Origin of the sequence: Lacticaseibacillus songhuajiangensis, assembly GCF_003946025.1 — a bacterium.
Classification (GTDB): Bacteria; Bacillota; Bacilli; order Lactobacillales; family Lactobacillaceae; genus Lacticaseibacillus; species Lacticaseibacillus songhuajiangensis.
Genome location: NZ_RHNR01000005.1, coordinates 66,726 through 80,320, shown reverse-complemented (window position 1 = coordinate 80,320; position 13,595 = coordinate 66,726). Strand labels below are relative to the sequence as shown.

The 13,595-nt window shown below is 54.3% G+C and carries 9 protein-coding genes; 8 read left to right on the top strand and 1 reads right to left on the bottom strand.

Annotated elements, in window-relative coordinates; genetic code table 11:
* Positions 1 to 183: 183 nt before the first annotated feature.
* The 7 genes from EKM97_RS02805 to EKM97_RS02775 all read left to right on the top strand — a co-directional run bounded on the left by EKM97_RS02805 (position 184) and on the right by EKM97_RS02775 (position 8,938).
* The gene (locus tag EKM97_RS02805) at positions 184 to 1,947 is read left to right on the top strand and encodes an ABC transporter ATP-binding protein (protein ID WP_125570760.1); all 1,764 of its coding nucleotides are present in this window, start codon (positions 184 to 186) and stop codon (positions 1,945 to 1,947) included.
* A 1-nt stretch (position 1,948) separates the two neighbouring features.
* Positions 1,949 to 3,754 carry an ABC transporter ATP-binding protein gene (locus EKM97_RS02800; RefSeq protein WP_125570759.1) on the top strand — a complete coding sequence of 602 codons (1,806 nt, stop codon included), beginning with the start codon at positions 1,949 to 1,951 and terminating at the stop codon, positions 3,752 to 3,754.
* A gap of 211 nt (positions 3,755 to 3,965) precedes the next feature.
* Complete coding sequence (locus EKM97_RS02795; protein WP_125570758.1) at positions 3,966 to 4,337, top strand: hypothetical protein; 372 nt, start codon at positions 3,966 to 3,968, stop codon at positions 4,335 to 4,337.
* Between the two features lie 130 nt (positions 4,338 to 4,467).
* Positions 4,468 to 7,050 carry an ATP-dependent chaperone ClpB gene (clpB, locus tag EKM97_RS02790; RefSeq protein WP_125570757.1) on the top strand — a complete coding sequence of 861 codons (2,583 nt, stop codon included), beginning with the start codon at positions 4,468 to 4,470 and terminating at the stop codon, positions 7,048 to 7,050.
* A 97-nt stretch (positions 7,051 to 7,147) separates the two neighbouring features.
* Entirely contained in the window at positions 7,148 to 7,336 is a 189-nt protein-coding gene (gene rpmF, locus EKM97_RS02785; RefSeq protein ID WP_125570756.1) for a 50S ribosomal protein L32, read from the top strand.
* Between the two features lie 112 nt (positions 7,337 to 7,448).
* A complete protein-coding gene (locus EKM97_RS02780) occupies positions 7,449 to 7,997 on the top strand; it encodes a DUF1836 domain-containing protein (protein ID WP_125570755.1) in 549 nt (182 codons plus the stop codon).
* Positions 7,998 to 8,083: 86 nt separating this feature from the next.
* Positions 8,084 to 8,938, top strand: a complete 855-nt coding sequence (locus EKM97_RS02775; RefSeq protein WP_125570754.1) for a hypothetical protein — start codon at positions 8,084 to 8,086, stop codon at positions 8,936 to 8,938.
* A gap of 999 nt (positions 8,939 to 9,937) precedes the next feature.
* On the opposite strand, the gene EKM97_RS02770 is transcribed toward EKM97_RS02775, so the two are convergent.
* The gene (locus tag EKM97_RS02770; RefSeq protein WP_125570753.1) at positions 9,938 to 10,132 is read right to left on the bottom strand and encodes a YjzD family protein; all 195 of its coding nucleotides are present in this window, start codon (positions 10,130 to 10,132) and stop codon (positions 9,938 to 9,940) included.
* Positions 10,133 to 10,267: 135 nt separating this feature from the next.
* On the opposite strand from EKM97_RS02770, the gene EKM97_RS02765 reads away from it, so the two are divergent.
* Positions 10,268 to 13,549 (top strand): DNA polymerase III subunit alpha, encoded by a 3,282-nt coding sequence (locus tag EKM97_RS02765; RefSeq protein WP_164507411.1) that lies wholly within the window; start codon positions 10,268 to 10,270, stop codon positions 13,547 to 13,549.
* Positions 13,550 to 13,595: the final 46 nt, after the last annotated feature.

The window sequence follows — 13,595 nt, the reverse complement described above, 5'->3', positions numbered from 1 at the left end:
TTCGGTCTAACCACTATTTTCATCCTTGCGGATGATTTGATTGAAAGTTTCAACACTTACGCTGACGGACAGCAAAAGCGTGGATTTGTCCGCTTTTTAAGCGAAAAGCTTGCAAAAGTATTAAGAAGTGGCTAGTATTGCAGGAGGTTTTCCTTATCGTAATGTTAGAAAGGACGTGAACATATGGGGATTTTTAGAAAGCTTGGCTGGTACTTCAAACAGGAGAAACGCCGCTACATGGTGGGGGTCGTCGCGCTGTTTCTGGTCGCGCTTGTTAACCTGATTCCGCCAAAAATTATCGGGACCATGGTTGACGCCATGGATAAGCACACCGTGACGGCACACAAGTTGGTCATTTGGCTGGCGCTGATGCTCCTAGCGGGTGTAGCCCAATACTTGTTCCGCTTTGCCTGGCGGACGCAGATTTGGGGTGGGGCCGCCTTGCTTGAACGCACCTTACGGACACGCCTTTTCTGGCACTTCATGAAGATGGACGCCACCTTCTATCAGCGGCACCGCACCGGGGACCTGATGGCACACGCCACCAATGACCTGAACGCCGTGCAAAACGTGGCGGGTGCCGGCGTGCTGACCTTATTTGATTCCATTATCACTGGGGGAACCACGCTGGTTGCGATGATCACCCTGATTGACTGGCGCCTGACTGTTTTTGCTATTTTGCCAATGCCGCTGCTGGCGGTGATGGCCCGCAAGTTGGGCCGGCGTTTGCATACAGCCTTTGGGGCTGCGCAGGCGGCGTTCTCACGGCTGAATGATAAAACGCAGGAATCCGTCTCTGGGGTGAAAGTCGTCAAGACTTTTGGCCAGGAGAAGGAAGACGCCGCGGACTTTGACAAGATTGTTGACAACACCATCCTGATTAACCGGCGGGTGAACTTTATTGACTCGCTATTTGATCCCGTCACTAGTCTAATTATGGGCCTGACCTACGTGATTACCATTGTGTATGGTGGCCACCTGGTCGTCAGCAACCAGATTACCATCGGGCAGTTGGTCTCCTTTGTGGCCTACGTGGCGGCGCTGGTGTGGCCGATGTTTGCCATTGGCCGGCTGTTTAACATCCTGGAACGCGGGAATGCTTCTTACGACCGCGTTGCGGAATTGCTGGCCGAAAAGAGCAGTATCGTTGAACTGGCGGAACCGATTCGGGAACCAGCACACGGTGATCTGCGCTACGCCGTGAACCAGTTTAGCTACCCTGGCGATGAGACCGCGGCGCTGGTCGACGTGCACTTTACGATTCCGGCGGGTAAAACGCTCGGGATTGTTGGGCGCGTTGGGGCCGGCAAGAGTACCATCTTCAAGCTTTTGCTGCGCGAATTCGATAATTACAAGGGCACGATTGAGTTCGGCGGTCACGACATCAAGGAATACTCCCTTGATGCCCTGCTGGATTCGATTGGCTACGTGCCACAGGATAACTTCCTATTCTCAACGACCGTGGCGAACAACATTCGCTTCAGTGCTTATGGCAAGTCGCAAAATGAAGTGGAGCACGCGGCATCTGAGTCCGCCGTCCACGATGACATTTTGGGCTTTCCTGAGGGCTATAACACGGCCGTCGGTGAGCGCGGGGTCAGCCTGTCCGGAGGGCAGAAGCAACGTCTCGCCATTGCGCGCGCCGTGATTAACGGCCCGGAACTGCTCATCTTGGATGATGCACTGTCCGCCGTTGATGCCCGTACTGAAGAAGAAATTCTGGAGAATTTGAAACAAGAACGGGCCGACAAGACGACGATTATCGCGGCACACCGTTTGAGTTCGGTGATGCATGCCGACGAGATTATTGTGCTCGAAAACGGGCGCATCATTGAACGCGGCACCCACGACGAATTGCTTGCCCTCAATGGCTGGTACGCCGAGATGTGGCACCTCCAGCAACTGGAAGGCAAACTCGACAAAACGAGCGGAAAGGACGGTGAGTAAGATGGCCAAGGAATATCAATCAGCTTGGGCCCAGAGCATCTCCGTTAAGGACCAGATTAAAATCATGGGGCGGCTGATGCGTTACGCCAAGCCGTACAAGAAGCAGTTCATTGGTGCCATTATCGGGGCGGCCGGATTGGCCGCGATGAACATCGCTTTGCCTTTTGTTCTGCAAGAGTACATGGATAAGTATTTGGCCAAGCAGAGTGCCACGACCGCAATCATTCTAAGCATTGCGACCTTGTACGCGGGCGGTACCATCCTCAAAGCCTTGTCTCAATTTGTGCAGTCGTTTGCTTTCCAAATGGGCAGTGAGCGCGGGCTGGAAGATGCCCGCCGGCAGTTGTTCGGTAAGCTGGAGACGCTGGGCATGCGCTACTTTGACCAGACGCCCGCCGGTTCCATCGTGTCGCGGGTGACCAACGATACCTCGACCATGGCCGATTTTTGGAACGTGTGGCTAACAATCCTGGTAGGGATGTTCTCTCTGGTGTCGTCTTTTGTCGTGATGCTCAAGTGGGCACCCAAAATTGCGCTGATGGTGCTGGCGTTTACGCCGGTACTAGCCTTTGTGGTGTGGTACTACAACCACTACTCCAGTAAAGTGTACCGGCGCATGCGGGAGAAGTTGTCCGAACTGAACACCAAGCTGAACGAATCCATCGAAGGTATCAGCATTATCCAGCAGTTCCGACAGGAAAAGCGCATTAGTGATGAGTTTGAAGCCACTAACGACGATTACCTGCGTAGTCGTAAGGCCATGATCCGCACGAACTCACTGCTGTTGGGGTCAATGATCAACTTACTCTACAGCCTCGCGCTGGTCGTTGTGCTGGCGGCTTTTGGCCTGATGAGTATGCACAGCTTCGTTGAGGCTGGGATGGTTTACGCGTTCACAACCTACGTGGCCAACTTCTTCAACCCAATGACGAACATGATGGATAACCTGACCTTCCTGCAAGATGGGGTGGTTGCGGGGAGCCGCATGTTCCGGATTTTGGACAACCAGGAGTACGCGCCGGCCCAGAACGAGGGGGCCAGTGCCACGGTGACGCAGGGCAAAATTGAGTTCCGTCACGTCAGCTTCGCCTATGATGGCGTGCACCGCATCTTAAACGACATTAGTTTCGTTGCGAACCCGGGTGAGACGGTGGCGCTCGTTGGCCACACCGGGAGCGGGAAGAGCTCGATCATCAACGTGCTCATGCGTTTCTACGAATTCGGCGAGGGCCAGATTCTGATTGACGACGTGGACATTCGCGAGTACCCAATGGCTGAATTGCGCCGTAAACTGGGGCTGGTGCTTCAGGATTCCTTCATGTTTTACGGGGATGTCGCCAGCAACATCCGCCTGTTCAACGAGGACATCACCGATGAACAGGTCGAAGCCGCGGCCAAGTTTGTCCAAGCGGACAATTTCATTGAGAAGTTGGACGGCAAGTATCACGCCCGCGTCATTGAAGGCGGTAGTCAGTTCAGCTCCGGCGAGCGCCAACTGATTTCGTTCGCACGGACGGTCGTTACCGAGCCCAAAATGCTGGTGCTTGATGAAGCGACGGCGAACATTGATACCGAAACCGAAAACCTAATTCAGGAAGGCTTGCGCCGCCTGCGTGCTGGGCGCACGACCATCGCGATTGCGCACCGCCTGTCCACGATTAAGGATGCCAACCTCATTCTGGTCTTGGATGCTGGGCGGATTGTTGAACGCGGGACCCATGAAGAACTCCTGGCGCAACATGGCCGTTACTACGACATGTATGAACTGCAGGCAGGGCAAGAAACCTTGGCTGACGCTCAGGAATAGATTCAACACAAACGACGACCCACGGCACTGAGAAGGTGCTGGTGGTCGTCGTTTTTTGTCGTTTGAGTCGGTATTTTTTGAGACCATCGGGCTAAAGACGGAGCGGCCGCATGTGTGCTGGTGGTATAATAATTGCAATGAAAGGGCTTGCTGGAGACGCGGCGTGGCTGCGGAATTAGCAAGTTGGGTTAAGGCGCTATTTTGGAGGCACATGATGAATGGGTTTAGCATGCAGTCATTGATGAAACATCCTTTGCTCGCGTACTACCTAGTGGTAGTAGCGCTACTCATAGCGGCGTTCGCCACGAACAACGTTTGGCTTAAGGGTGCGGTTCTATTAGTGTTCTGGGGGATGTGTATCAACAACGCAGCTAAATCGCTACGTACTTGGCGAACTCAAGATGACCGTAACATGCTCAGCGACAGTGTGGTGGGCTTGGTTGCCACGGGGCTGTTCGTCTACCTAGCCGTGCTCAACGCCAACGATTGGCTGCTGGGCGGGATTGCACTGGGCAATTTCTGTAATGTCGCCTTAGACTTTGTGCTGGCAATGCGGCGGCGCAGCCTTGAGCAACATCATTAAGCGCATTGGGAAAGATGGTGACATTCTTTCCCTTTTGTTTAATATTTTATCTTTGACCATTATTGACCAATGGCGGTATACTTATCTTATCAATTAGCCGCCAAGCAGCGACAGACAGGGAGACGAGTAGATGAATCCAGAAAAAATGACGCAGGCAGTAACAGAAGCATTGGGCGCTGCGCAGCAGATTGCGCAGACCCGCCACCACCAAGACATTGATGTGCCGCACCTCTGGAAGGCACTGCTCACGCCGGGTGAGCTGACCCAGCAAATTTACGAACAGGCCGGCGTTGACGTGCCCGGCTTGAATAAAGTCGTTGACGACGCGCTGGACAAGGTGTCGGTTGTCGAAGGTGTTGCGAACTACGGTCAGAACATGAGTCAGAACTTAGCCCACCTGATGCAGGACGCCGACAAGGAGCGCGCAACGCTGGGTGATCAGTTTATCGCCACTGACACCCTGGTGCTGGCGCTCATGCAGCAGCAGTACTCGCCAATTACTAAGTTCATCACTGACGGCGGCGTGGACAGCAAGAAGCTGGCGGCAGTCGTGAACAAAATTCGCGGCGGCCAGCACGTGACGAGTCAGACGGCTGAAAACCAGTACCAGAGCCTCAAAAAGTATGGGACTGACCTGGTTGCCGAAGCCCGCAGTGGCAAAATGGACCCGATTATCGGTCGTGATGATGAAATCCGCGATGTTATCCGGATTCTGAGTCGCAAAACCAAGAACAATCCAGTGCTCATTGGGGAGCCTGGGGTCGGGAAGACCGCGATTGTCGAAGGACTTGCCCAGCGGATTGTGCATCAGGATGTCCCTGATAATCTGAAGGACAAGACCATCATCAGCCTGGACATGGGCAGCCTGATTGCCGGAGCTAAGTACCGTGGTGAATTCGAAGAGCGCCTCAAGGCCGTGCTGGCTGAAGTGAAGAAGGCGGAAGGGCAGATTATTCTCTTCATCGATGAAATCCACACGATTGTGGGTGCCGGCAAGACAGAAGGATCCATGGACGCCGGCAACTTGCTCAAACCAATGCTGGCGCGGGGTGAGCTGCACCTGATTGGGGCCACGACGCTTGATGAGTACCGTGAGAACATTGAAAAGGACAAGGCGCTCGAACGTCGTTTCCAGCGGGTGCTGGTGCAGGAACCGAGCGTTGAAGACACCATCAGCATTTTGCGGGGACTCAAGGAACGCTTTGAAATCTTCCACGGCGTGCGCATTCACGACGCCGCACTTGTGACCGCTGCGACCCTTTCTAACCGCTACATCACCGACCGCTTCCTGCCGGACAAGGCCATTGACTTAGTTGACGAAGCCAGTGCCAACATCAACGTGGAAATGAATTCACGGCCTAACGAGTTGGACATCGCGGAACGTAAACAGATGCAGCTGGAAATCGAAGAAGAAGCCCTCAAGAAGGAAACTGACGATGCCAGCAAGCAGCGGCTAGCCAAGGCCGAAGCTGAACTGGCCGACGTGCGTGAGCAGACCAGCCGGCTCAAGGCGCAGTGGGAATCGGAGAAGTCGCAATTAACCGCGTTAAGCGCCAAGAAGTCCGAAATTGAAGCCGCCAAGCGTGACTTGGCCACCGCGCAGGATAAGTACGACCTGGAAAAGGCCGCGCGCCTGCAGCACGGCACCATTCCGCAACTGGAAGACGAGCTCAAGCAGATGGAACAAAAAGAGCGCCCTGAAAACTGGCTCGTTCAGGAATCCGTGACGCCTGAAGGCATCGCCGCTGTGGTCAGCGAGCAAACGGGGATTCCGGTGGCTAAACTGGTGCAGGGTGAACGCGAGAAGCTGCTGAAGCTGGCGGATAAGCTGCATGAACGCGTGATTGGTCAGGACGAAGCCGTACAGGCGGTCAGCGATGCGGTGCTGCGTTCTCGGGCTGGTCTGCAGGATCCGAGTCGGCCACTGGGCAGCTTCATGTTTCTTGGCCCCACGGGGGTCGGGAAAACGGAGCTGGCTAAGGCACTTGCCGAAGACCTGTTTGACTCCGATAAGCACATGGTGCGTATTGATATGTCCGAATACATGGAAAAGGCGAGCGTGTCCCGCCTGATTGGGGCTGCCCCTGGTTACATTGGCTACGAAGAAGGTGGCCAGCTGACCGAGGCCGTGCGGCGCAGTCCGTACACCATTGTCTTGCTGGACGAAATTGAAAAGGCCAACCCAGATGTCTTCAACATTTTGCTGCAAGTTCTGGATGACGGCCGCCTGACGGATGGACAGGGCCGCACCGTGGACTTCAAGAACACCATTATCATCATGACTTCCAACCTCGGTAGCGAACTGTTACTCCAGGGCAATCAGGCCGGAGAGGGCGCAGACGCGCGCAACGCGGTTATGAAGCTCATCCAGACCAAGTTCAAGCCGGAATTCCTGAACCGGATTGATGACATCATCATGTTCAAGCCGCTGACCCAAGACGACATTAAGCACATTGTCGTCAAGGACATCGATAATCTGCAAAAGCGGCTCGCCGACCAGCAGATTACCCTGACCGCCGATGATGCTGCGCTCAGTAAACTGGCTGAATTGGGTTATGATCCCGCCTTTGGGGCACGGCCACTGCAGCGGGTGATCACGAACGAATTGGAAACGCCATTGGCAAAACAAATCATTGCTGGCCAAGTTAAATCCGGAGAACACGTGCAAGTCACGCTGGAAGATGATAAAATAAGTTTCATCAGCGCAAAATAAACACTGAAAATTGCTAGGAATACTGTGCACGTCTTGCATTTTGCGAGAATTCATGTATAGTTAAAAAGAAATCCTAGTGAAAAAGGAGTTAACAATCATGGCAGTTCCAGCACGCAGAACTTCAAAAACCAAGAAGGCTATGCGCCGCGGCCACATTAAGTTGAATGTGCCTAACTTGCACTTCGACGCAACGACCGGCGAATACCGCGTTTCTCACCATGTTTCCCCTAAGGGCTTTTACAAGGGCGAACAGGTGGTTAACACTAAGTCTGAAGCTAAAGACTAATTAAAAATGCCAACATTAACGTGTTGGTATTTTTTGTGCTCTCATTTAGTTTCGAAAACTAGGTCATAAGGTGTTACAATGACCATAAGTAAGTAAAACGGAGGAAAAGAAAATGCCTGAAGATGAAAGTTTCACGGCTTATTTACAAAAGTTTGCTGGCATCAGCTGGCCGCGCTGGACGGATTTGCCGCAATTTGACCTGTACATGGATCAAGTCGTGCAGTTCGTAAACGAGCTGATCACCCCCGTGGGGATGGGCGAGCTCACCCCCACAATGGTTAACAACTACGTCAAAAAGGGCATCATTGGCGCGCCCAAGAAAAAGAAGTACTCGCGCGCGCAACTAGCTAACGTCATCGTGGTGGCCATTTTGAAGCCTGTCTTTGCGCTTGATACCATTGCCGCAGGGATTTCTTACCAGCTGGTGAACCGCGAACCCCAACAGGCTTTTGATGCCTTCATCTTGACCTTCACAGCCGCGATTCAGAAGGTGAACTCAGACTTTGGCGGCGAGATGGTCCTGACCGGCGTCAACAAAACGGACACCACGGTGGTGCAGAACGCGATGGTGCAATTGGCCATTAACGCGGTCATCCAGAAACTGCTCGTTGATAACATGACCGTCCTCAAAAATGTGCGGCCGCAGGGTAAGAAAAAGTGATAAATGTGACAAGAAGTCACATTTTGCTTGCGCAAGACGGGTTGCGGCGCTAAACTAAGGCACAGAATTTTGGAAAAAGGATGTCAATGATGAAGAAATTAGCAAGCATTACCGCAGCACTCAGCCTGACCCTGGTGCTGGCCGCCTGTGGCCAGCAGCTCAAGCCGACCAAGACCAGTTATGGTCAGAAGGGTTTGGTTGCCGTCGTGAAGGGCGATGCCAGTGGTAGCGACCACGTGAAGTACAGCACGGGTGACACCAAGGGCGAAAGCAAGATCAATGGGGGCACTTTCGCCATTACGCTGCCCGTTACTGATAAGCAGCAGAACGTGAAGTTAAGCGTTGGCAGCAAAAAAGAAACAGTCAAAATTAAGTCTGCTACCGCGCTGGGCAACTACAAGGATTCTGCAAGCAAGTACAACCAGGCAGTAATCGGGATGGCCCTGCCGGCAAGTGTGCAGAAACAGGCTAAGTCCGCGCAGACCATGACCAAAGCCAAGTTGGCAGCACTGCCGATGGCCCAGCGTATGGCCGCGATGAAACAACTGCAGACGGTGCAAGCTGCAATGGCTAAGGTAAAGACTGCAACGAAGGATTCCCAGTTGCCAGCTTCTGCTGACGAAGGGATTACCCAAGTATTGAAGGCCGGTAAGGTTAAGGTACGGGCGAACGTCACCAAGAGCGGCAAACTGATGGGTTATGCTGTCATCGTGCCAGTGAAGTCCATGAAGAATAAGACTGAAGCCAAGCAGTTCGGAATTACGCTGGGTTTGCTGGGTAATTCAGTCGGTGCTGATACCCAGAAGGTCATGAAGAAGTTCAGTTCCGAGACGAAGGGGCAGAGCAAGTCGCAGACAACGATCAAGACAATCACCAGCAACGGCGTGAAGTTCGATATCGGCTTCTCCACCACTGATTTGTACATCTACATCACGAAGTAACGATAAAAGCCCGACGGCGCTGAAAAAGCGTCGCCGGGCTTTTACTGTCCGTCAGCGTAAGTTCGCGCCCGCAAGGGTGCGCTCTGCACTTTAAGCCGTTCTCATACCGCCGCAAGGCGGTGGGGTCGGCTACTCCGGTGGTGGTGCGCTTGGGCCCTACGGTGTCCATTGCACTAACATCGCTGAAGCGATGAGTGCAAATGGCTGTGCTCCGGGAACTACGTCGGGCGGGGACCGCTTCAGCCCGCTGTCACGGTCTTCCGCTGGCGGAGTTGCCGCAAAAACAGCGTCAACTCCGCGCTCCCGAGATGATTGTGTGAAGCCACGACGGCAAGTGCGGCCGTCCTGTCTCCAAACAATCATCTTTTCGCCCGACTCCGTTCCCTGCGCCCTTCGGTGTCCGTCTCTCTACGCGCTAAAGCGCGAGGTCGACTGGCTTCGCCCAAGCACACCGCCACCTCCGTGACCGACACGTTACGGAGTGGCAATTACAGAATTATTCCCAATTACGAGGCAATGCCACACAGGACTAATACTGATAAACCTTTGCCCATAGTGTTGACTAATCTTGTGATAGTTCAAGCATGCCGGATTGTGACATTTGCGGCTTCATCGTTACATTGAAATCACCACCACAATCGTCCCGTGAATGCACTTAGGGTCTGGGGTGAATTGGCGTAGCAAGCAGGGACGAAGTCAGTGAAAATACAATTAGCGGTGTATGCCCGACGTGGTTTTCGTCGGGTGTACACCGTTAATTGTATCGGGAGCGGGACTTTGACGCTGGTTTTGCGGCAAAGTCCCCAGTGGAAGACGGCGAAGCCGGCTGAAACGGTCCCCGCTGACGGAGTTCCTGCTTGCGAAGCCAATTCGCCCCAGGCCCGACCTGCGGTCGATTTTCACAGCAGCCATCCTTACGGATGAAAGTTTCACGACTGACGCTGACGGACAACAAAAACGCCCGCTCAGGTAACCGAGCGGGCGACAAACATGTTCTGTTTACTTTTTAGCGGTTTCTTCTGCCATTTCAAAGTGCTTCATGATAACCGGAAGTACAAACAGGATAATCGCGAAGATGACGCTGTAAATAAGTGATGCGAGGGGGTCGTAGCTCGTCTGGGTCAGCGCGCCGGCGAGGAAGCCAGTGACCTGACCAAGGATGACGGCCCAGATAATAGTCATTACGTAGCGCATAGTATTCCCTCTTTTCTATGCGTCATTCTAACACGTCCCAGCATTTTGGGCAAAGCCAAAAAGACGGCTTACAGAAAATGTCGCCGCTAGTGCTTTCGCCTGTCGACCTATATAATGAACTCAGAGGTGATATCGATGGCATTTAGCCAATTGCGGGTCCTTTCCAGTGGTAGCTTGCTCAGCAGCCCAATCCGGGTTGACCAGTTGGTCGCTGCGGCGAAGGCACGCGGGTATGGTGCGCTGGCACTGACAGACGTGAATGTGGTTTACAACTTAATCCCATTTTACCGACAGATGCGCGCTGCGGGACTCAAGCCCTTGCTGGGCATGTTGTGCCGACTGCAAGATGAGGAGCTCATTTTACTTGCCCAAAATTATGCGGGTTACCAGCAATTACTGCGTGTTAGCACTGCGGTGCAGTTGGCGGATCAGCCGGTACTTGCAGACTTGCCGAGTTTGGCGGGTCTCATTGCGATTAGCACGGAAAACAGCACCATGACGCAGCGTTTTAACGCGGGCGATGGTGATGCGGCTGCTGCCTGGGTGAGCCAGGTACAGACGCACAAACCCGCTGAGTACGTGGTGGGGGTGCCTTTGGCAGACCTGAGTGGGGACCTGCCACGGTTTGCGCAAATTCACCACTTGCGGGCGGTGCCACTGGGTGATGTGCGCGAGATTGATCCAGAGGATGCCGCTAGCCGTCGCTTGCTGCTGGCAATTCGTGACGGCCAAAAGTTGCGGGCGGTGGACAGCGCGGATGACTACCACTTGCCAGCGGCGGATGAAGTGGCGACTTATGTGCAAGGTGCAGGACAAGAGGCACTGCTTAGAGAGCAGGATGAGCTCATTGCCAGCATTCAGGTGGGAATCCCTGAATTGGAACCACAGCTGCCGCATTTTCCATTGCCGGAGGGCGTTACAACCGGGGAGTACTTGCGGCAACTCGCAACCGCGGGGCTTGCGCACTTGGTACCCAACGCGGGTGCAGATTACCAGCACCGCTTGAATCGTGAACTGGGCGTAATTGGCGAGATGGGTTTTGATGATTATTTTCTGATTGTGCAGGATATTATCCATGCCAGCCAGGAGCGGGGCATCGTCACGGGCCCAGGCCGCGGATCTGCCGCCGGATCGCTCGTGGCCTTCACATTGGGCATTACAACTGTTGACCCATTGAAGTACGGCTTGCTTTTTGAACGGTTTCTGAATCCGAACCGGCATCAGATGCCTGATATTGATATTGACGTGGAGGATACGCGGCGCGGCGATGTCCTGGCTTATATTAATGAACGCTACGGGGCAACACACACGGCGCAAATTATGGCTTTCAGTACCTTTGGCGCTAAACAAGCGCTCAATGATGCCGCTGCTGCGTACGAATTACCGCGCTATAAGTTGGACGAGCTGCACCGGGCCTTGCCGCAACGTCTGGACAACTTAGGTGGTGCGCTTGAGACGAGTGGCAGCCTGCAGCGCGCCGTGCGAAATGATGCGCAGGTTGCCGCCGTTGTGCGGGCGGCGCAAGCCATTGAGGGGCTGCCGCGCACCATTACGACGCACGCTGCTGGGGTGGTGCTCGCCGCGGGAAACCTGACTAACACCGTGGCCTTACAGCGCAGTAGCGTGGGCATTGGCGTACAGACGCAAGTCGCAAAAGAAGGCGTGGAGCAGGCCGGCTTACTGAAAATTGACATTCTAGCTTTACGTACCCTGAACTTGCTGCACCAGATGGCACGCACCGCGGCGGGGCAAAAGATTGAACTGCCGGCAATGACTGCCATCCCACTTGATGATCCCGAAACGCTGGCGCTATTTGCGCGCGGCGAAACCAACGGGGTGTTTCAATTTGAAAGTCGGCCGATGCGTGCGGTTTTGCGCAAGGTGCAGCCGCAATCTTTCGAGGACGTTGTTGCCACGGCCGCACTCTACCGACCGGGGCCAATGGCGTATATTGACGAATTTGCTAAACGACGCCACAATCCCGACAGCGTGCAGTATGCTAGTCCGCTGATGGCGACCATTTTGCGACCAACCTATGGCATCATCGTCTATCAAGAGCAGGTGATGCAGGTCGCCAGTACCGTCGGCGGCTTAAGTCTAGCTGCCGCCGATGACCTGCGGCGGGCGATGAGCAAAAAGAAGCAGGCGGTCATTGACGCGGCGCGGCCGCAGTTTATGACGGGTGCGGCTGAACGCGGCGTTGATGAGCAAACGGCCGCCGGTATTTTTAGCGATATTGAACGTTTCGCCGGCTATGGCTTCAACCGCAGTCACGCGGTGGCGTACGGAATGTTGGCGTTTTGGCTGGCATACTACAAGGCGCACGCGCCGCAAGCGTTTTTCGCCGCACAACTTAATATGAACGTGGCCAGTGCGGAGAAAACGGCGCTGTTTGTTGGCGAGGTGAAACAAGCCGGGCTGCAGCTGCTGCCGCCCGATATTAACCACTCCAATCGCGGCGTGCGCGTCGAAAAGGGCGCCTTGCGCTTGGGCTTTGGCAGCGTGCACGGCATGCGCCGCGACCTGAGTGCTGACATTATTGAAGAGCGCAAGCAAAATGGCCGCTTCCGGGATACGGCCGACTTTCTGCTCCGGCTTGACTCAAAGTGGCGCAAGGCCGATATTCTGCGGCCACTTGTTGCTGCGGGCGGGCTCGACAGTGGCGGTTACGCGCGCGGCGCCTTGCTCGGTAATCTTGATGGCATTTGTAGTGCAACGGAACTAGCCGGCGGGGACCGCAGTTTGCTGCAGGCGTTGTGGCCCCGCTTAGACGAAGGCGTCCTGACTAGTGCAGAAGTTCTGGAGCAGGAGGTGCAAACCTTGGGCTTTTACCTCAAGGGGCACCCGACTGAGCAATTTACCGTCATCGAGCAGGCAATGCAGCTGACACCAATTAACCGGCAACAGTCTGCTGGCAGCTTCAGTTTTCTGGGTTTAGTTGACAGCGTGCGCGGTATTAATACCAAGACTGGGGCCAAAATGGCTTTTCTAACGGTCAGTGATAGCAGCGGTCAGGCCGAAGTCACAGTCTTTCCCGAGCAATATCTGCAGGCGCGGGGCATTGAACGGGGACAGGTTTACCTGATTGCCGCAACGCCTGATCGTAAAGAAAGCCAGCGCGGGGATACTGGTGAGCGCAAGCTGATTGCCCAAAGCCTGCGTCCGGCAACGGAAGTGGCGGCCGCGCTGAACCAACGTCTCTTTCTGAATCTAGGTGCAAATCCGGATGCGAAAATGAAAAGAGACGTCTTGCAAGTGTTGTTGCGCAGTCACGGACTGGTCCCAGTAATTATCGTGTCCGGCGAGCAGAAAATTTTGCTTGCCAGCAAGTACGCGGTGACGCTCAGCGCCAGTCTGGAGGCACAACTTAAGCAAATCCTCGGGTCTGAAGCGGTTGCAATTACCAAACAAAAGTAAACATGAGGAACAAGTTAAAAATGTGCCAATTCTAGGCGACTTTATT